The sequence below is a fragment of the Roseibium algae genome (assembly GCF_037783265.1).
Taxonomy (GTDB): domain Bacteria; phylum Pseudomonadota; class Alphaproteobacteria; order Rhizobiales; family Stappiaceae; genus Roseibium; species Roseibium algae.
On the sequence record NZ_JBAKIA010000007.1, the window covers coordinates 193,466 to 211,995 of the forward strand.

Annotated in this window: 19 protein-coding genes; 13 read left to right on the forward strand and 6 right to left on the reverse strand. The window is 55.1% G+C overall.

What is annotated here, in order from left to right:
• The first annotated feature begins 120 nt into the window (after positions 1–120).
• The 3 genes from V6575_RS13105 (at position 121) to V6575_RS13115 (ending at position 2,012) form a co-directional block, all read left to right on the forward strand.
• Positions 121–585 carry an Lrp/AsnC family transcriptional regulator gene (locus V6575_RS13105; RefSeq protein WP_340274884.1) on the forward strand — a complete coding sequence of 155 codons (465 nt, stop codon included), beginning with the start codon at positions 121–123 and terminating at the stop codon, positions 583–585.
• Between the two features lie 117 nt (positions 586–702).
• The gene (locus V6575_RS13110) at positions 703–1,446 is read left to right on the forward strand and encodes a tellurite resistance TerB family protein (RefSeq protein ID WP_340274885.1); all 744 of its coding nucleotides are present in this window, start codon (positions 703–705) and stop codon (positions 1,444–1,446) included.
• A gap of 98 nt (positions 1,447–1,544) precedes the next feature.
• Positions 1,545–2,012: a DUF1203 domain-containing protein gene (locus V6575_RS13115; RefSeq protein ID WP_340274886.1), complete on the forward strand. Its 468-nt coding sequence runs from the start codon at positions 1,545–1,547 to the stop codon at positions 2,010–2,012.
• Here the strand turns inward: V6575_RS13115 and V6575_RS13120 are convergent.
• A complete protein-coding gene (locus V6575_RS13120; RefSeq protein WP_340274888.1) occupies positions 1,999–3,180 on the reverse strand; it encodes a hypothetical protein in 1,182 nt (393 codons plus the stop codon). The two genes, V6575_RS13115 and V6575_RS13120, sit on opposite strands and share 14 nt — an antisense overlap.
• Positions 3,181–3,290: 110 nt before the next feature.
• Here V6575_RS13120 and modA point away from each other — a divergent pair, with 110 nt between their 5' ends.
• The 9 genes from modA to V6575_RS13165 all read left to right on the forward strand — a co-directional run bounded on the left by modA (position 3,291) and on the right by V6575_RS13165 (position 13,286).
• A complete protein-coding gene (gene modA / locus V6575_RS13125) occupies positions 3,291–4,103 on the forward strand; it encodes a molybdate ABC transporter substrate-binding protein (protein ID WP_340274890.1) in 813 nt (270 codons plus the stop codon).
• Between the two features lie 59 nt (positions 4,104–4,162).
• Positions 4,163–4,870, forward strand: a complete 708-nt coding sequence (gene modB, locus V6575_RS13130) for a molybdate ABC transporter permease subunit (RefSeq protein WP_340274892.1) — start codon at positions 4,163–4,165, stop codon at positions 4,868–4,870.
• Positions 4,863–5,984, forward strand: a complete 1,122-nt coding sequence (gene modC, locus V6575_RS13135; RefSeq protein ID WP_340274894.1) for a molybdenum ABC transporter ATP-binding protein — start codon at positions 4,863–4,865, stop codon at positions 5,982–5,984. The genes modB and modC overlap by 8 nt, the downstream gene beginning before the upstream one ends.
• A 19-nt stretch (positions 5,985–6,003) precedes the next feature.
• Complete coding sequence (locus V6575_RS13140) at positions 6,004–7,794, forward strand: ATP-binding protein (RefSeq protein WP_340274895.1); 1,791 nt, start codon at positions 6,004–6,006, stop codon at positions 7,792–7,794.
• 6 nt (positions 7,795–7,800) lie between these two features.
• Positions 7,801–9,141, forward strand: a complete 1,341-nt coding sequence (locus tag V6575_RS13145) for a sigma-54-dependent transcriptional regulator (RefSeq protein WP_340274896.1) — start codon at positions 7,801–7,803, stop codon at positions 9,139–9,141.
• A 231-nt stretch (positions 9,142–9,372) separates the two neighbouring features.
• On the forward strand, positions 9,373–10,380 hold the full coding sequence (locus V6575_RS13150; protein WP_340274897.1) for a DctP family TRAP transporter solute-binding subunit: 1,008 nt from the start codon (positions 9,373–9,375) through the stop codon (positions 10,378–10,380).
• A 136-nt stretch (positions 10,381–10,516) separates the two neighbouring features.
• Entirely contained in the window at positions 10,517–11,149 is a 633-nt protein-coding gene (locus tag V6575_RS13155) for a TRAP transporter small permease (RefSeq protein ID WP_340274898.1), read from the forward strand.
• A gap of 5 nt (positions 11,150–11,154) precedes the next feature.
• Complete coding sequence (locus tag V6575_RS13160) at positions 11,155–12,759, forward strand: TRAP transporter large permease (protein ID WP_340274899.1); 1,605 nt, start codon at positions 11,155–11,157, stop codon at positions 12,757–12,759.
• An 11-nt stretch (positions 12,760–12,770) separates the two neighbouring features.
• Positions 12,771–13,286 (forward strand): GNAT family N-acetyltransferase, encoded by a 516-nt coding sequence (locus tag V6575_RS13165; protein ID WP_340274900.1) that lies wholly within the window; start codon positions 12,771–12,773, stop codon positions 13,284–13,286.
• Positions 13,287–13,321: 35 nt separating this feature from the next.
• Here V6575_RS13165 and V6575_RS13170 read toward each other — a convergent pair whose 3' ends face one another.
• Positions 13,322–14,431 (reverse strand): citrate synthase, encoded by a 1,110-nt coding sequence (locus V6575_RS13170; protein WP_340274902.1) that lies wholly within the window; start codon positions 14,429–14,431, stop codon positions 13,322–13,324.
• Between the two features lie 75 nt (positions 14,432–14,506).
• Between V6575_RS13170 and V6575_RS13175 the strand changes: the two genes are divergently transcribed.
• Positions 14,507–15,676: a citrate/2-methylcitrate synthase gene (locus V6575_RS13175; protein ID WP_340274904.1), complete on the forward strand. Its 1,170-nt coding sequence runs from the start codon at positions 14,507–14,509 to the stop codon at positions 15,674–15,676.
• Between the two features lie 19 nt (positions 15,677–15,695).
• Here V6575_RS13175 and denD read toward each other — a convergent pair whose 3' ends face one another.
• From denD to V6575_RS13195, 4 genes are all read right to left on the reverse strand, one after another.
• Positions 15,696–16,673, reverse strand: a complete 978-nt coding sequence (gene denD / locus V6575_RS13180; protein WP_340274905.1) for a D-erythronate dehydrogenase — start codon at positions 16,671–16,673, stop codon at positions 15,696–15,698.
• A gap of 348 nt (positions 16,674–17,021) precedes the next feature.
• On the reverse strand, positions 17,022–17,426 hold the full coding sequence (locus tag V6575_RS13185) for a GNAT family N-acetyltransferase (RefSeq protein WP_340274906.1): 405 nt from the start codon (positions 17,424–17,426) through the stop codon (positions 17,022–17,024).
• A gap of 53 nt (positions 17,427–17,479) precedes the next feature.
• The gene (locus V6575_RS13190; protein ID WP_340274908.1) at positions 17,480–18,313 is read right to left on the reverse strand and encodes an isocitrate lyase/PEP mutase family protein; all 834 of its coding nucleotides are present in this window, start codon (positions 18,311–18,313) and stop codon (positions 17,480–17,482) included.
• Between the two features lie 73 nt (positions 18,314–18,386).
• A partial coding sequence (locus V6575_RS13195) for a transposase (RefSeq protein ID WP_340274923.1) occupies positions 18,387–18,530 on the reverse strand: 144 nt, incomplete at its 5' end.

The following is an 18,530-nucleotide window of genomic DNA, read 5'->3' on the forward strand; positions in this document are numbered from 1 at the left end:
GCCTCCTGTCCTCTCTCATGTAGCTGCCACAATGCGCGTACTGGGGCGCAAAGTGTGTGCAAAGTCCGTGAAACTTCGTATGATGATGCACTAATGTCACGAAATTTGATGGATATATGCATGTCTGGTGCGTTTGATGGCTTTGATCTGAAAATCTTGCGCGTCTTGCAGGAGAATGCAGCTTTGACCAATCAGGAGATTGGCGAGAAGATTGGTCTTTCCGCCAGCCAGCTGTCGCGTCGACGTCAGAAGTTGGAGCAGGATGGGGTTATTCGCCGTTATCGCGCCAGTTTGGACCCAGATGCGCTGGGCCTTGGCGTGACGGCTTATGTTGGTGTGACGCTAGGTGCGCACAGCAGAGAGAATGCCCGCCGGTTCCGCGAAATGGTGACGACCATGCCCGAAGTACAAGAAGCTCATACGCTGACCGGGGACGTCGATTACATGCTGAAGGTGGTGGTTAAGGACCTGAAGGCTTTGGGCCGGATCATCAACGATGAACTCCTGCCTCATGATGCTGTCCAGAATGTTCGCTCGTCCATCGCGATGGAAACCCTGAAAGACGATAATCTGCTGCCACTTTGACGAAGTTCTGCAACAAAACCTTGCGGCAGGGGCATACCTTCCCCAAATCAAGATCGAACCAAATGTGCATGGGTTTGATCAAGCTGGCCCGAGCGGGCCGCCAATGGGAGTGACGAGATGTTCGATGCGAAGTCTTTGCTGGATCAGTTTCTGGGTGGCGCAGGTGGGGCTGCACCAGGAGCATCTGATCGCAGGTCCGGAAATGGCGGGTCAGGCGATCTTCTTTCCCAAGGCAAGGACTTTCTGTCGTCTCAAGGTGGCGGTCTGGCACTTGGCAGCCTTGCGGGTCTGATGCTTGGAACCAAGACTGGCCGGAAAGTCGGCGGATCCGCTGTCAAATATGGTGGCTTAGCCCTCGTCGCTGGTCTCGCCTACAAGGCCTATCAGGGCTATTCGGCCAATCAGCAGGGTGCTCAACGTCCTCAGTACCCGCAGGATCAGCCGGTTCCGATTGAAGCTCCTCGGGGAACCGAATTTGATCCTGCTCAGGCCCAAGGCGGAGAAAATGCCTTTGCGCTCAGCCTGCTGACGGCGATGATTTCGGCTGCCAAGGCGGATGGTCACATCGATGCGGATGAGCAGAACCGAATTTTTGCAAAAATCGACGAAGCTGGCCTCGACAGCGAAGCCAAGGCGTTTCTGATGGATGAGCTGCGTTCACCGCTGGATCTCGACAAGGTCGTTGCTAGTGCAGACACGCCAGAACACGCTGCCGAAATCTATGCCGCTTCCCGTCTTGCCATCGACCCGGACCACAGGGCGGAACAGGCCTATCTCACCATGCTGGCGGCGAGGCTGGACCTGGATCCGGCGCTTGTTGACGAGATCGAGCTGGCCGTTCGCGAAGCTGAAATGGGTTAACGGCTCAAACCCAATAGAATTAAACCTGCGCTCGCAAATCGGGTCGTTTTGATGATGGGCCATGATTAGTCTCGCCTCAGCCAATTGAGGAGACAGTCATGGCCTTTCAAATTCAGCCGCTTGCAGGCGCAGATTTTTCTTATCTTTCCGAGCTCTCTATAGAGGACCTCGCAGCGCAGCATATCAAGACCTATGTGGCGGAGACCAAGCCGGGTTTTCCCTGCCGGGTCAGTCTCGCAGATGCCGAAATCGGCGAGAAGGTCTTCCTGCTGCACTATGAGCACCAACCGAACGATACGCCTTATCGGGCCAGTCATGCGATTTTCGTAAAGGCAGGGGCAGTCTCCTTTAAGCCGGAGGCGGGTACGATCCCCGAAAGCATCGCTAGCCGCCTATTGTCAGTCCGGGCTTTCGACGCCAGTCATGCGATGATTGACGCGGAGGTTATCGAAGGGCGCGAGGTGGAGGGTATCATCACCCGTTTGTTCGAGAATTCCGCGGTCGAATATCTCCACCTGCATTATGCCCGTAGAGGCTGCTTTGCTGCTGAAGTCAGGCGGGCGTGAGTTTTGCTTTGCGGCGCTCCTGCTGGTGCCAGGACACCAGCAGGATCATTCCCATAGCCATGAGGTATGGGAAATAGAAGCGTGTTTCAAAATGCGGAAACACGATGTATTTGGCACAAATCGAGGTGAAAATTGCATAAAGAAGGATCCGCGCGCGCTCCGTCATCTGCGCCGGATTGATGACCTTTGTGAAGAACACCACCAGGGCAAAGAGTGCGGCGAGCCAGGTCTGGTTCATCAGCGAGCGAACAGTCGAACGCACCAGCATCTGCAGATAAATCAACGGTGAGAACGGCGGATCGAAGCCTTCGAGCGTTGGCACGTATTCCACATGGGTGAACCAGAGATGGATCCACCAGCCCGGATGGCCTTCGTCTTTCAAAATGAGGGAATAGGCGAGCAGGCAGACAATGAAGGTCGCTGTCAGGATCCATCGTCCAGGCCCATAGATCAGGGCGAAGACGAAAAAGACGCCGATGAAGGCCAGATGATCCGGACGGATGAACAGCGCTGCGATCAGGCAGGCAGCGGTCGCAATATCTTGCCGCTCTATATAAAGAAAACAGGCAAGCAACAGAAAGAATGAGGCGTAGAGATCTGGCGTCAGAAGCGCTGCCGATGCACCGAAATCGGTGACAATCAGCATGGCAACCACAATTGGGCCATACATCAGGGCTTTGTTCCGGGCAAGCCAGACTAGCAGAAGACCGGCGATGGCAAGAGCGGAGGCCATGGAGATCAGCCGCAAGCTTTTTACTGGGTCCATGAAGGATGACAGAGCGCGGGCGGTTTTAATATATCCCAGTTTCAGGCGGTAGAACCCGAGCATGGTGCCAAAGGCCGCTGGATCTTCATATTGCCGAATGCGGTATTCGCGGTCTTGCGTCAGCGCCTGAAACTCGCCCTCCGAAACATTTTCCTTGAGCAATTCATAGGATGTGTCGTGCAGTTCGACCGGATCAGTGATCTTGTCTTCAAGGATCGAGGCTGTATAGGCGACCATATCCCAGTTGGAGACTGGATAAACCTGCACCACAGCGGCCACCGTGAGCGCGAAGACCGCCAATATGGCAGCACCTGCAAAGTGACGCATTGGACGATAAATCCGGCAACTAAGGCGGTAGAGGCTGAGGAAACAGGTCTCCAGCAATCTGGCAGCAGATGTCACGCGGTCGCTCCGGATGGTTCGCGGGTTGGTTATACACTATGCTCTGTCTCTGTAATTTTTGCGTAAACCCTGTCAATTTATGCAGTACATTCGTTCGAACGGATCACAGTGTGATCGTGAAAGGTGGGAAGAGCTCGGTGTTGAAACGCTGGAATTACGCGAGGAAGTTCGGTTTGATCAAAGCGCTTGCAGTGATGTTGGTTGGTTCTTTTATGAGCCTTCAGGCCAATGCTAGCGAAAAGATCACGGTCTTCGCCGCAGCCAGCCTGACCGACGCCCTAAGTGAAATCGGTAAAGTGTTTCAGCAAGGTACCGGCACAGAAGTTGTTTTTTCCTTTGCAGGTACCGGCACCCTTGCGCGTCAGGTGGAAGCAGGAGCGCCTGCGGATATATTCGTATCGGCGGATGAAGCTTGGATGATCTATGTCCAGGAAAAAGGTGCTGTAAACGCTGCAACCATGCGGATCATTGCCGGGAATGATCTGGTGTTGATCGGTTCTGCCGAAGCCGCACCGCTAAGCCTGACCGCAAAAGCGATTGCAGGGCGTCTTGGAGATGGACGGCTTGTTATGGCGGATCCCGAGACAGTGCCTGCCGGGCGGTATGCAAAGGCAGCGCTGGAGGCGACGGGGCTTTGGGCGACGGTGTCTGGTCACCTTGCGCCGATGGACAATGTTCGTGTGGTTCTTGCCTCCGTGGCGCGAGGTGACGCACCGCTTGGCATTGTCTACGGCTCGGATGCAAAGGTGGAGCCGAAGGTTGCGGTGCTTGCTGAATTTCCGGAAGAAACTCATCCCAAGATCCGCTATCCTGCAGCGGAAACTGTGATCGCCTCGATACAGGCGGCTGCTTTCATGGAGTTTCTGACGGGCCCCAAGGCTCAGGCGATCTTCCGGAGCAAGGGCTTTTCAGGCATAGAGTAAAGCGCAGGTATTGGCACTTGTGCTTTTGCGCTTATGCGAGACGAGGGACAGGGCAAGAATTGACGTTTCTTCAGCTGCAACCGCAGGAATGGCAGGCCCTCACCCTGACGCTGCAGGTTGCTTTCGCCGCCCTGTGCTTTGCGCTCCCGCTTGCCGTTCTGGTGGCCTTCGCTCTGGCGCGTTGGCAATTTCCTGGGCACAGCATTGTCAATGCAATGGTTCATATGCCCCTTGTCTTGCCGCCGGTGGTGACAGGTTATGTGCTGTTGCTGGTCCTTGGGCGGAATGGCTCTGTTGGGCGGTTTTTGTTCGAGACCTTTGGCATTAGCTTCGCGTTTAATTGGACAGGCGCTGCCGTTGCCGCCGGTGTGATGGCGTTTCCATTGATGGTCCGGCCGATCCGTCTGGCATTTGAAGCGGTGGATCCGAAGCTGGAAGAAGCCGCATCGTCACTGGGCGCGCACCGTCTGGTGATCATGCTGGTTGTGACGCTGCCGCTCGCCTTTCCGGGCATTCTCGCTGGGGCTATTTTGGGGTTTGCCAAAGCCATGGGTGAGTTTGGCGCAACCATTACCTTTGTTTCAAATATTCCAGGTGAAACCAGAACCCTGTCACTGGCGCTTTATACGGCCACGCAAACTCCATCCGGTGATCTGGCCGCGTTCCGCCTGACCATTATCGCGGCCATTGTTGCGTTCGGCGCGTTGATTGCGTCGGAAGTCTGGGCGCGGCGCCTGCGCAAGCGGATTGGAAGCCTGGATGATTGAGGTCGACATCAAGGGCCGCGTCGGAACATTTTCCGTTGAAGCTGACTTTGCCGCTCCTTCCGGGGTGACGTCGCTATTTGGGCAATCAGGTGCTGGCAAATCAACTATCACCAACATGATTGCGGGACTCCTACGCCCGGATAAGGGCCGCATAGCGGTGGATGGCGAGGTGTTGTTCGACAGCGCGCGGGGCATCAATCTATCCGTGCGCAAGCGTCGAGTCGGCCATGTGTTTCAGGATGCGCGGTTGTTTCCGCATCTAACGGTGAAATCCAATCTCACTTTTGCGCGCTGGGCTGGACGACGGCAGGGCTCCCGTTCAGTGGACGAGGTTGTCGAGCTGCTCGGCATTGCGCATTTACTGGCCCGAAAGCCTGGAAACCTGTCTGGCGGAGAACGCCAACGGGTCGCAATTGGCCGAGCCCTATTGTCTGCCCCACGGCTGCTGTTGATGGATGAGCCTTTGGCCTCGCTCGATCAGGGCCGCAAGTCGGATATTTTGCCCTATCTGGATCGCTTGAGAAGTGAGGCAGGTCTCCCGATCATCTACGTCAGCCATGCAATGGAAGAGGTGGCGCGCTTGTCGCAAACGCTGGTGATTGTGTCAGGTGGCCGAATCATCGCCCATGGACCAGTTGCGGATGTCTTATCACGTGTGGATTTGGGGCGTGCAACTGGACGACATGAGGCGGGCGCGCTGCTCGAAGGCCATGTGACTCGCATAGATGACACCTGGGGACTGAGTTTTGTCGATCTGCGAGATGGCCAGAGCATGCAGGTGCCAGGGCTTGAGGCAAAACTCGGCGAAGCTATCCGCTTGCGCATTCGAGCCAGAGACGTGGCCATCGCAGTTGAAAAGCCGACCGGTATCAGCATTCGGAATTTGATATCTGGAACGGTACGTACCATCACAGATGAAACCGGACCTTATACCGAAGTGCTCTGCACCGTCGGAAAGCAGAGCTTGCGAGCCCGTTTAACCCGCGCTTCTGCCAATGAGCTGGACTTGAAGTCCGGTCGGCAGGTTTATTTGCTGGTCAAGAGCGTGGCGATTGATCGTCGCCAGAGTGCGCCGGCTCCTGCTGTTTTGAACGGGGATGCCGAAATGGCATAAACGCTGGTATGATAGCGCCATGAAAACGGTCAAGACACGCCCGATGGCCAGGAAGGTCAAGCTCTTCAGCCTATGCGCCATGCTGGTGGCAAGTGGCGCGGTCATTTGGTTGACCGGCGTCACCAGTCTTGGCTTTTTTGTCAGCGATGTCAGGACCAGATCCGAAGCAAATCTCCAGGTCCAGGCCGCGGTTCTCGAAGGGCTTCTGGATAAATTTCGCCTGATGTCGCCGCTGGTGGCCCGAAGCCCGGATGCAGCCAAGGTTGTGTCCATGAATGACGTAGACGCCGGGCGCCAGATGGCCGCGATTTCTGCAGGCATGGCAGGTGCGGAGGAAGTGTGGTTTTTGTCTGCTGATGGTCGTTTGATTGCCTCCAGCAACGCCAATGGCCACACTGTCGCAGCTGCTGGAAAAAATGCGATCCCCATTGCTTTTGGGCAAGCTATACAGGGTCAGTTGGGTCGCGAACTGTTGCCGGGAACGGCTTCTCAACCAGCAAGCTATGTCTTTGCTTCTCCTGTGCGTGTCGATGACCAGACCGTTGGAGTTTTGGCTGTTATGGTCAGTCTTGCCGATGTCGAACAGGCTTGGGCCTTGAGTAAGGACCCTATCGTGGCCGTCGATAAAAACGGCGTCATCCTCGTAAGCAATGTTGCAGGTTGGCGTGGGCAAAGCCTTTCGAGTATCGAGACGGACCAAGGGTTTTTGCTGATAGCGGAAGATGGTAACCCGGCGAATTTTGTCGAGCTTGCTGATCGAAGCCGCAGTCGCAGCCGTCTGGAGCTGACGGATACGTTGCCTGTTCTCGGCTGGAAAGTGATGATCTTTGCGGATACGAGGGAAGCACGGCAGCAGTCGGCCAGAGCTATGGTCATCGCCTTGCTGCTTTGCGTTATTGCAGCGGGCGGCGTCTGGGTGATGCTGAACCGTAAGGAGGAACTTGCGCTTCGGTTGCGCCGGGATAAGGCGGCAGCTCTTCGACTTGAGCGCAGGGTTCACAGTCGTACTTCTGAATTACGTCAGGCCAACACCCGTCTCGAACGGGAGGTTCGTGATCGCCAGCAGGCCGAAGCAGACTTGCGCCATACGCAGGCTGAGCTGGTTCAGGCGGCCAAACTGGCGACTTTGGGTCAAATGTCCGCTGCGCTTAGCCATGAATACAATCAACCATTGGCGGCAATCCGCTCTGATGCTGAAGTCGCTGAAATGCTGATTGCCCGTGGCACTCCTGATTTAGCGATGGTGAACCTGGGGCGCATTGGTGGCATGGTGTCTCGCATGGCGGAAATCGCCCGGACCCTGAAGGGGTTCTCTCGCCGTTCAGGGACAGACATCACGCCAGTCTCTTTGCGCCAGGTGATTGATGAAGCGCTTCTGCTCTTGATGCCGCAAATCAAACAGAGTGCTGTGGATTTGCGTACGTCACTGCCAGAAGGCGATATCATCGTTCGAGGCGGCAAAATTCGTCTGGAACAAGTGGTGATGAATCTGGTCTCGAACGCGCTGGATGCGGTCAAGAACGATACAGAACCGAGCATTGAATTAAGTTTGAGCGCTGAGGATGATTTCGCGGTTCTGATGGTTGCCGACAATGGCCCAGGAATTGACGTGGATGTGCTGCCACAGATTTTTGATCCGTTTTTTACCACCAAGGAGGTTGGATCAGGGCTGGGACTTGGCCTGTCGATCGCCTACAAGATCGTCCATGATTTCTCAGGAAACTTGACCGTCAGCAATGATCTTTCTGGGGGGGCTCGTTTTGTCATGCGTTTGCCAATGGCTGACGACAACTCTCTAGCAGCGGAATAGACAATTATGGATCAGGCCTGTGTCCTGTTGATTGATGACGAGGAAGGCCTGCGTGCATCTCTGTCTCAAGGATTGGAGCTCACGGGCCACAAGGTCATTGCGACTGGTGATCCGAGCGCTGCTCTTGAGCTGATCAAGCGCGATTTCTATGGGGTTCTGGTTACGGACATTCGTATGCCGGGGACTGACGGCTTTGAAATCATGCGCAAGGCGCTTGAGATAGACCCGGCTTTGCCAGTGGTTCTGATCACCGGGCATGGCGATGTGCCTCTGGCGGTCGAGGCGATGCGCGCCGGTGCGTATGATTTCATGGAGAAGCCTTTCTCGGTCATCAGTCTGGGGTCGGTGGCTGAGCGAGCCCTCGAAAAGCGTCGTCTGGTTCTGGAAAATCGAAAGCTTCGCGTGGAGTTGGCGGATCGCACCGGACTTGAGGGCAGGCTTGTGGGCCGCGCACCGGCTATGGATCAACTGCGCCGTAATGTCTTGGCGCTGGCCAATACAGATGCAGATGTTTTGATTCTAGGGGATACCGGTTCCGGCAAGGAGGTGGTCGCCCGGTCTCTTCATGATGAAGGGCCTCGCAAGAAGCATCCTTTTGTAGCGCTCAACTGCGGTGCCTTGCCTGCTGAGATCATTGAGTCAGAGCTTTTTGGCCACGAGAAAGGCGCTTTCACTGGCGCCAGCGGCCAGCGGATTGGCAAGTTGGAACACGCCCACGGCGGCACGGTGTTTCTGGATGAAATCGAGTCCATGCCGCTGGAACTTCAGGTGAAGCTTCTGCGTGTCATCGAAACCCGCACCATTGAGCGCCTTGGCTCCAACAAGTCGATTGATCTTGATGTCCGTTTCATTGCCGCAACCAAGGAAGACCTGGAGGCTGCAGCAAAAGAAGGCCGATTTCGGATCGATCTGTTTTATCGGCTCAACGTTGTGTCGGTCTCGATTCCATCCCTTAGGGCGCGCCTGGAAGACATTCCTTTATTGTTTCAGCATTTGGCCGTTGAGGCGCGTGCGCGCTACCGGCGTGAGATTCCGGATGTACCCGATGGTTACCTTGCAAAATTGATGGCACAGGACTGGCCAGGCAATGTGCGCGAATTGCGTAACGTGGCAGATCGCTTTGTGTTGGGCCTGGAGATGGACGCCAAACCGGATGCGGCAACCACCTCGAGCCTGTTCGATCAGGTCGCAGCCTATGAGAAGGCTCTGATTACAGCCGAATTGAAACGCAACAATGGGTCGATTAAGGCGACCTATGAAGCGCTCGGACTGTCTCGAAAGGCGCTCTATGAGAAAATGCGGAAATATGGCCTTGGGCGGGACATGGAAGAAGGTAATCTTCTGTAGTACAGCGCTTTGATGTGTCGTTTTCGACCCACTTAGGTTTATCGCTGTGTTGATTTCAACCCAATTTGGGCAATTGTGGCCGCGAAATAGCTCCAAATAGCCAAAAAATTACCGTATTCTTACACTTCCGGCCAATTGGCATGAGCATTGCTATAAGTAAACCAGCGTAAGAAACGCCCAGCCGGAGGCACTTCGCCCCGGTATTAAGATAAATGTCTGGGAGGACATTCCATGAAAAAGCTCGTTCTGGCTGCTGCAGCAGCGGTCACTTTTGCGTTCTCTGGCGTCGCACAGGCTGCCGATGAATGTGCCGATGGCGAAATGATCATCAAGTTCAGCCATGTGGTTGCCGCTCAAGGGCACCCGAAAGGCGAAATGGCGACTGCGCTCGCAGCGCGCATCAACAAAGAGATGGACGGCACAGCCTGTATGCAGGTGTTCCCGTCTTCTCAGTTGTTTGATGACAACAAGGTTATGGAAGCACTGCTGCTCGGTGATGTGCAGCTCGCTGCTCCATCACTGTCGAAGTTTGAATCCTATACACTGAAGTACCGCGTCTTCGATTTGCCGTTCCTATTCTCCAACATGGATGCAGTGACGACCTTCACCAAAGGTGAAAAAGGTCAGGAACTCCTCGGTTCCATGTCTGAATATGGTTTCGTTGGCCTTGGGTATGTCTTCAACGGTCTGAAGCAGTTCTCTGCCAACAAGCCGTTGATCCTGCCAACCGATGCAGCTGGCCTCAAATTCCGCGTTCAGACGTCTGATGTCGCTGTTGCGATGATTGAAGCCATGGGTGCAAATGCACAGAAACTGGCGTTCAAGGAAGTTTACGGCGCTCTGCAGACGGGTGTTGTTGACGGTCAGGAAAACACATGGTCGAACATCTACACCAAGAAGTTCTTCGAAGTGCAGGATGGAACAACCGAAACCAATCACCAGCTTCTGACATACCTTGCTGTGACATCGCAGGAGTGGCTGGACAGCCTGAAGCCTGAGGTGCGTGAACAGTTCCTGTCGATTTTCACATCCGTGAGTGATGAATACAATCAGCGTGCTGCTTCGATCAACGAAGACAACAAGAAGCAGATCATTGCCGCTGGCGGTGTTGTTCGCAATCTCACAGCTGAGCAGCGCGATGTTTGGGTCAGCACCATGAAGCCGGTTTGGGACAAATTCCGCGATGACATCGGTCAGGACGTCATTGACGCGGCAGTTGCATCCAACAGCGGCAGTTAAGCTGAACTGATGAAACTGCTTTTGAAGGGCCCGGTCGCCGGGCCCTTCTTCTCAGGTTGTAGCCTGAACTAAATTCCAAAAACAAAAATCAGATTCCAGTGAGCCGGCGATCGGCTTTGGGGAAGGGGAGGCATTCATGTCCCGTCTTGTGCGGTTCATCGACGCCACAGAAGAAAATTTTATCGCAGCGATTCTAGCGCTTATGACTCTGGTTACGTTTTCACAGGTCGTGGCACGCTACGGCTTCAACTCAGGTTGGGGTGGAGCACTTGAATTCACACGCGTTCTGTTCGCCTGGTTGATCCTGTTCGGCATGAGCTATGGAATCAAGATCGGCGCCCATCTGGGTGTTGATGCTGCCGTTCGGCTGTTGCCGAAGCCGCTGTTTCGGATCATGGCTCTGTTGGGCGCGGCTTTGACCATACTCTATGCGGCCCTGCTGTTTGACGCATCCTGGTTTGGCCATCTGTTTGGCCTGGAAAACAAGGGCTCAACAGGCGGTGCCTACACCTATGTGGCCAAGTTCTACAAGCTGCCAATCGGCATGGAAGATCTGAAATGGCCCCTCTGGGTTCAGGAGACCTTCGACGTTCGTGCGCGGGTTCCTCGCTGGATACCCTATATCATTTTGCCGATCGGCTTGGTGCTGCTGGCGTTTCGCGCTGCGCAAGCCTTCTGGATGATTCTCATCGGTGAGAAAGACTCCATGATCGCGGCTCATGAAGCGGAAGAGCTCGTGGCCGAAAACAAAGATATCCTGAAGGACTGACACCCATGGAAACAGCCTTCCTCTTTCTGTTCGTTTTCGGCTTCCTGTTTTTGGGAGTGCCAATTGCGGTCTCGCTGGGCCTGTCCGCAGTGCTCTACATCACGCTGTTCAGCCATGACTCCATGAGTTCCGTGGCGGTGCAGCTATTCAACGCCTCGCAGAACTTCACTCTCTTGGCGATCCCGTTCTTCATTCTGGCGTCCAGCTTCATGTCGACGGGCGGCGTGGCACGGCGGATCATTCGCTTCGCCATCGCAGCAGTCGGATCAATCCGGGGCGGTTTGGCGATTGCGGCGGTGTTCGCCTGTATGTTGTTTGCGGCCCTGTCCGGTTCATCTCCGGCAACGGTTGTTGCCATCGGGACCATTGCCATCGCAGGTATGCGGCAGGCTGGTTATACCAAGGAGTTCGCCGCAGGCGTTATCGCCAACGCCGGGACGCTCGGGATCCTGATCCCGCCGTCCATCGTTATGGTGGTCTATGCTGCTGCAACGAATGTCTCGGTCGGGCGTATGTTCCTGGCGGGCGTCATTCCGGGCCTGATCGCTGGCTTGATGCTGATGATCGGCATCTACGTCATGGCACGGGTAAAGAACCTTCCGGCGCAGCCATGGCCTGGGTTCAAGGAAATCTGGGGCGCACTGGCGGAGGCCGCTGTTGGCCTCTTCCTGATGGTCATCATTCTGGGTGGCATTTATCTGGGGGTCTTTACACCAACAGAAGCCGCAGCTGTGGCCGCTGTCTATGCAGGTCTTATCGCTCTGTTCGTTTATCGGGACATGGGGCCGCTGGTCGGCACCACATGGCTGTCTGAGGATGATGGGGATCTGGGCCGCACCGGGTTTAAGGCGATCCTCTATGCCAGTGTTGCAGCGCTTGTCTGGTCGAGCATTGCCAATCTGGTCACGGATCGTGCCGCGTTCTGGGAGCTGGATTCTGGACTAGTGCTGATCGCTTGCCTGATTGGTTATCCGGTGTTTCGTGCAGGTCTCGGCCCGTCCCAGCTTGTTGGTGCTTATGGCAGCGGCGCGAAAATCTGGGGTCGTAACATTGGCCTGATCGGGTGGAAGTTCTTCCCGGCGTTGTTCCACAAGGATACCAAGAAGGTTCTGACGGATTCTGCCAAGACGACGATCATGCTGATGTTTATCATCGTCAATGCGCTGCTGTTCGCCCACACACTGACAGCGGAACAAATTCCGCAGGTGATCACTGACTGGATGGTCGGAGCCGGGTTCAACTGGTTCACCTTCCTGATTGCGGTCAACATCATCTTGTTGATCGGTGGTCAGTTCATGGAGCCATCCGGCTTGCTGTTGATTGTGGCGCCTGTGGTGTTCCCGATAGGTATCGAGCTTGGTGTGGACCCAATCCATCTCGGCATACTGATGGTGGTCAACATGGAAATCGGCATGATTACGCCGCCGATTGGCCTGAACCTCTTCGTCACATCCGGGATTACAGGAATGAGCTTGTTGCAAGTGGTTAAGGCTGCAGCGCCGTTCGTGCTGATCCTTCTTCTGTTCCTGGTTTTGGTGACTTATGTTCCGATCTTGTCGACCTGGTTGCCCTACACCTTGATGGGGCCAGAGATCATCACCTCCAGGTGAGGCGGTTAAATTTGAACAGAACAAAGGCCGGGGCAATTGCTCCGGTCTTTTTCGTTGTGCAGCCGAGCGGTTCAAGTGATGATCAGGGCTTTGAAATTGAAGAGGAGTTTAGATCTGTGACAGTCACGGTTGTTCATCGCCTGCCTGATCCGGAGGTTTTTTTGGCCCTGCGCAAGGCCGGTGGTCTCGGGAGGTTCTCTTTGGAAGCGGCTAAGGCAGGTCTGCCCAGATCTCTCTTTTGCGTCATGCTCGAGATTGATGGCAATGCCATCGGCATGGGGCGACTGGTTGGTGATGGAGCCTGTTCGGTTCAGATCGATGACATCGTTGTTGTTCCGGAGCATCAGGGCAAAGGATATGGCCGTCTGATTATGCAGGAGTTGATGGATTATATTTCGGAAAACGTGCCGGACACCGCCTATGTGAACCTGCTCGCCGACGTGCCAGCGAACAAGCTCTATGAGAAATTCGGGTTCCGCGAGACCGCGCCAGTGACAATTGGCATGGCCTTCAAGAAGGGCATGTAGCTCTGTGCGGACCGGTGTGAGGAGCAGACCTTGGGTTATGGTCCGACATAGCGTGAGGCTGGGCGGATCAATTTACCGTATTTCTGCTGTTCAGCTACATGTGCGCACCAGCCCGGCGCGCGCCCGACGGCAAAGAGCGGCGTGAAAAGACGTCGGTCGATGCCAATCGCGTCCAGCAGTACGGCTGTGTAAAATTCTACATTTGTGTCGAGGGGGCGATCCGGCTTTGCCTTGGCCAGAGCTTTGAGTGCTGCCTGTTCCACTGCCTCAGCCAATACAAGCTTTGGGTTGTCCTGCGGCAGTTGCGCCAGACCAGCTTTCAGCACATCAGCGCGTGGGTCACGGGTGCGATAGACCCGGTGGCCAAAGCCCATCAGTCTTGCGCCTTTGCCCAACTCCGTCTCAATCCACGCTTCGGCATTGTCTGCGGTTCCAATGTCATCCAGCATATCCAGCACTGGCCCCGGTGCACCGCCATGCAGTGGTCCTTTAAGGGCGCTCATGGCTCCGACCACGGAATCGCGCATGTCTGCTTGCGTCGAGGCGATCACACGGGCGGTGAAGGTTGAGGCGTTCAGCCCGTGATCGAGGATGGTGACCAGATAGCGGTCGAGCGTGGCGATTTTGTAATCTGCAGGGGGCCCGTCAAATAGCATGCGCAGCATATCATGGGCCGTTCCAAGATCTGCATTCGGTGCGATTGGATCCTGTCTCTGGTCGATCCGATACGCGGAAGCCAGAAGTACCGGTAAAGCGCCACTTACATGGATTGGAGGGCTTAGATCATCGCCTGTAATGGTCATAGCAGATAGGCCAACCCGCATCCGCTCAAAAATTGATAGCGATTCATCTGCTGCCAACATGGAGTCAACGGCGCTAAAGGCACGGAGCCTAGCTTGGCCGAACGCGTGGCGAAGCGTAGGGGCAGGCAGAGGAATAAGCTCCTGCCAGAGATGAGCAACTGCGTTTTCAAAAGGCAATTTTCCGGCGAGATCTTCAATTCGCATGCCTCTCAGAACGAGGTTGCCATTCAATCCATCAACATCACTCAGCGTCGTTTCGGCAGCGGTGATATCTTCGAGCCCAGCTGCCTTGGCCGGTGCGAGGTTATGATGGAGGTCATTGTGTTTGAGTGGGCGGGTCATCGTGGTCTCCTTTGTTTGGGCGGACTAAACCCGAGACCTCTTGATGTCGTCAATATTGATAAATACAATCAATACATGTCAGTTCCGATTTATCTCTCGGCCGAGGAGGCCGCCGCAGAACTCTGCGTCCGCCCAGCCACCCTTTATGCCTATGTCAGTCGTGGGCTCATTCGCTCGGTTCCCGGACCGGGCAAAAAACGGCGGTATGATGCGGCTGATGTCAGGCGTTTGCAGGGACGGCGAGACCCGGCAGAAGGGTCAGAACCTCGGCCTCTGTCCGGCGATACCGTTCTGGAAACCAGGCTGACCATGATCACCGAGGACGGCCCCTTTTATCGGGGGCACTCGGCAACGGCTCTGGCGCGATCATCGACCTTGGAGACTGTAGCAACGCTGTTGTGGAATTGTGACGATGATCCGTTTGCTCCGGATCTTCCGGTTTCGCCGCGGTCGGCAATACAGGGACTTGGCCCGATTGAGCGGTTGATGGCGGCGTATTCCGTCTGGCCGCTGCAGGACAAGGCAGCTTTTGCATTGTCGCCGAACCTGCTGCGGCGAAAGGGAGCCTCGATGTTGCGTTATGGAATTGCCGCTTTGCTTGAAAGTCAGCCCAGCCGTGAGCCTGTTCATCACCAAATTGGCAAAGCGTGGGGTGTTGAGGGACCGGCGCTTTACATACTGCGTGCGGCACTCGTTCTTTCGGCAGATCATGAGCTCAACACAAGTGCCTTTGCGGCGCGTTGTGCCGCCTCAACGCGTGCGCCCTTGCATGCAGCGTTGCTGTCTGGGATTGGAGCATTTGCAGGGCCACGTCACGGGGCCAATTCGGATCGGGTTACAGCCTGGCTGGATGAAATTGGGCAAGATTCGGACGTGGAGAAGGTTCTTGGGAGTCGTCTTGCACGCGGAGAAGGTCTGCCCGGGTTCGGTCATCGTATATATTCAGGTGCTGATCCGAGAGCTGATTGTCTGCTGCAGGTGCTTGCCGATTTCTCAACAGAAGACCCGTTTTCCGGGTTGTTGACGCAGATAGTTGAGACTGGAGAAGCGCTTTATGGAGCAAAGCCAAATATAGATTTTGCCCTGTCCGCCGTGCAGCGAACCTTGGGCCTCCCAAAAGATGCGGCCAAGGTCCTCTTCTGCTCCGGCCGCATTGTCGGTTGGATTGCCCATGCTCTTGAGCAATATCAAAACCCGGATCAGATCCGGCCGCGGGCGAGTTATGTAGGAATCCCGCCCGCGTGAACTGAGTGGAAAGCGTGACCTATATCGAGATGTTCTCGTCTTCAATATAGGTGCGAACTATAGCCTCGAAGGAAGCATCGGCGGTATAGCCGAGAGACGCTGCACGAGACGTCTCAAACCGACGCGGCCAGCCGGATACGATTTGCTTGATGGCATCATTCGGGACGCGGCGGATCAACTTCACCCGCGCTTCTCCGCCAATTTTTCGCAAGGTGTCGATTTCATCTGCGACGGTGGCAGCGACTCCGGGCATGGTCATGTTGCGGTTTGCGCCAACAGTTTCCCCGTCAATTTCAGCGCTGTGCATCAGAAATCCGACCGCTGCACGCGGGCTGGCCATCCAGTGAAGCACGTCGTCATCAACTGGAAGAATGGCTTCCTGGCCATTGAGCGGCTCGCGAATGATGCCGGAGAAGAAACCGGAGGCAGCAAGGTTTGCTTTGCCTGGGCGCACGACGATGGTGGGCAAACGTATGCCGATACCGTCCATGAATCCGCGTCTCGACAGATCGCTGAGCAACATCTCGCCCATCGCCTTTTGCGTCCCGTAAGACGTCAGCGGTGTCAGATTGAAATCGTCCGGGATCGGGTCGGGGAATGGCGCGCCAAATACAGCAATGGACGAGGTGTAGACAACCCGGGGGCAGTAGCCGTCGCCGATCATACGGACAGCCTCGAAGAGGCGCCGTGACCCGTCCAGATTGATGCGGTAGCCCTTATCATAATCAGTTTCAGCTTCGCCTGAAACGATGGCTGCCAGATGAAAAATGACGTCTGGCTTGCTGGCCACCAGCTGTTCAGCTTCGCCTTCGTTGGAAAAATCACATGCTTTGGTCACGACTGGGCAAGTCGCTCCCTTGGGAGGTTGCGGTTCAACAATATCCACCAAGGTGAGGTAGCTGATCTCTTTGCCCCTCAGATGTCCGGTTTCAACAAGTCGATCCACCAGTTTGCGCCCGACCATGCCGGCTGCGCCAAGAACGAGAATGCTCGTCAATTTCCATGCCTCCCAATTATCGTGTGTTTATTGAATTTCGAATATTTTCCGTTGATTCGCAGTCGTCTTGCGATCTGCTAGAAGGGGTATGTTTCTCAACGCCATGGGCGCATGAATGAGATTGAAACGGTAGGAGCGGATTTGGTCAGACACAAGCCGTAAGCTCGCTGGAAATGGTCTGGTTTTAAAAATAACTCGCACTGCTTTTGCTTGGAAATCCACCGTAAGCCTTCAGCACACGGAAACTGTCATGATTTGCCGTTGCAAAGCGGAGAGTCGGTCAGAAAAGAATTTGGAGCCATGCTTGCAACGCACTTGAACTTTGAGTTTCAACGGCAAGGTGGCGACTTAAACGCGTCGCTCCATGAAAATGACGTGCTTGTCACCGATAAATTTACGTTCGATTTCACGAAACCCCTTCCGCTCATACCAGGCTCGGTTGCTTTCCATCCTGACGTTCGTGAACAGTCTGACAGCGGGGAGTTTCAAGTTTCTAGCGCGTTGAAGGGTGAAATAGAGCAGTTGATTTCCCAGGCCCGCACCTTTTTGGGAGGGGGAAACGGCAATGCTCCAGAGCAGTAGGTGATCTGGAGCATGCCTTAAAACGAGGGATCCGTTCAAAGCTGACGACGGCCCTTTCAGCCAGACCTCATCTTGAACAATTAGTTTTTCATAATCGGCGGCCATAGGCTGTGGAACACTGCCGATTATATCAATCCATGGCGCATAGCATTGCTCAGCAAGCTGCGTCACTGAGGCGGCATCTTGCAGAGTGGCACGGCGAAGTGTCAGCGGAGTTGTTGCGGTCAAGGCCTTCCCTTAAGGAATGGATCGAAGGCGTTCATGCCCTCGGCGCGATCAAAGCAACCGAAGGTGCCGCCGCCGATCATGTCTTCTGCCGCTGCTGTGAAGGCGCCATAGGCGATCCGGGCGAGGCCAGAGCCAATGGAGATGCGGGCTACACCCATATCGCTGAGTTCCTTGCGCGTCATGTGAAAGTTTTTTCGCCCCGCCAAAATATTGAGGGGCTTGGAGATCTGCGCCAAGGCGATGATGATGTCATCATACTTCACCAGCTCTGGTGCATAAAGGCAATCGGCACCTGCATCTGCAAAGGCGTTGAGGCGATGAACGGTCTTTTGCAGATGTTCGGCATCGGGGATCGGTGCTTCGCTGCGGGCTGTTAGGACGAAGTCTGGTGCCAGGCGGTTCTTGACATCGACGGCAGCGCGAATTCGCTCAACGGCCAGTTCGAGATCATAAAATGGTACTTTGGGATTTGTTGAAAAATCTTCGATCGAGCAGCCGCTAAGGCCTGCCTCTATGGCACCGCGCACTGTCTCGACCACGTCTTCCGGGCTGTCGCCAAAGCCGTTTTCCAGATCTCCGTTGACCGGCAGGCTGCTGGCGGCAACTATTTCTTCAGCGTGAGACAGGGCCATGTCACGAGTGATGAGGCCTTCCGCGTCCTTCAAGCCACGGGAAAATGCATAACCGGCGCTGGTGGTGGCCAGTGCATCGAACCTTAGGCCCTCAAGAATGCGTGTGCTGCCTGTATCGAATGGGTTGGGCATCAGGAACGCATTTTTTTGATGATGCAGCTCCACGAAGCGTACACGTCGATTTTGAACAGTATGCATCTGAAAGACTCCGGATAATACAAGGCGCTTCAAGCTTCCAGTAGACCGCAGCTCTGCCCTTTAGGCTTCAGACTCATAACCAGTAGCAGACGGTCGTTGCAAGGCAGAGGGACGACATAAAGTTCTTGGCGTTTCGGTCATATCGAGTGGAGATCCTGCGAAACTCCTTGAACCTGCCGAACATCCGTTCGATGACGTTTCTACTCCTGTAAAGGTA

Coding starts and splice junctions, on each gene's coding strand:
- V6575_RS13145 (WP_340274896.1), top strand. CDS start 7,801: ATGGATCAGGCCTGTGTCCTGTTGATTGATGACGAGGAAGGCCTGCGT.
- V6575_RS13110 (WP_340274885.1), top strand. CDS start 703: ATGTTCGATGCGAAGTCTTTGCTGGATCAGTTTCTGGGTGGCGCAGGT.
- V6575_RS13160 (WP_340274899.1), top strand. CDS start 11,155: ATGGAAACAGCCTTCCTCTTTCTGTTCGTTTTCGGCTTCCTGTTTTTG.
- V6575_RS13175 (WP_340274904.1), top strand. CDS start 14,507: ATGTCAGTTCCGATTTATCTCTCGGCCGAGGAGGCCGCCGCAGAACTC.
- V6575_RS13170 (WP_340274902.1), bottom strand. CDS start 14,431: ATGACCCGCCCACTCAAACACAATGACCTCCATCATAACCTCGCACCG.
- V6575_RS13140 (WP_340274895.1), top strand. CDS start 6,004: ATGAAAACGGTCAAGACACGCCCGATGGCCAGGAAGGTCAAGCTCTTC.
- V6575_RS13115 (WP_340274886.1), top strand. CDS start 1,545: ATGGCCTTTCAAATTCAGCCGCTTGCAGGCGCAGATTTTTCTTATCTT.
- V6575_RS13190 (WP_340274908.1), bottom strand. CDS start 18,313: ATGCATACTGTTCAAAATCGACGTGTACGCTTCGTGGAGCTGCATCAT.
- V6575_RS13155 (WP_340274898.1), top strand. CDS start 10,517: ATGTCCCGTCTTGTGCGGTTCATCGACGCCACAGAAGAAAATTTTATC.
- V6575_RS13150 (WP_340274897.1), top strand. CDS start 9,373: ATGAAAAAGCTCGTTCTGGCTGCTGCAGCAGCGGTCACTTTTGCGTTC.
- V6575_RS13105 (WP_340274884.1), top strand. CDS start 121: ATGTCTGGTGCGTTTGATGGCTTTGATCTGAAAATCTTGCGCGTCTTG.
- modC (WP_340274894.1), top strand. CDS start 4,863: ATGATTGAGGTCGACATCAAGGGCCGCGTCGGAACATTTTCCGTTGAA.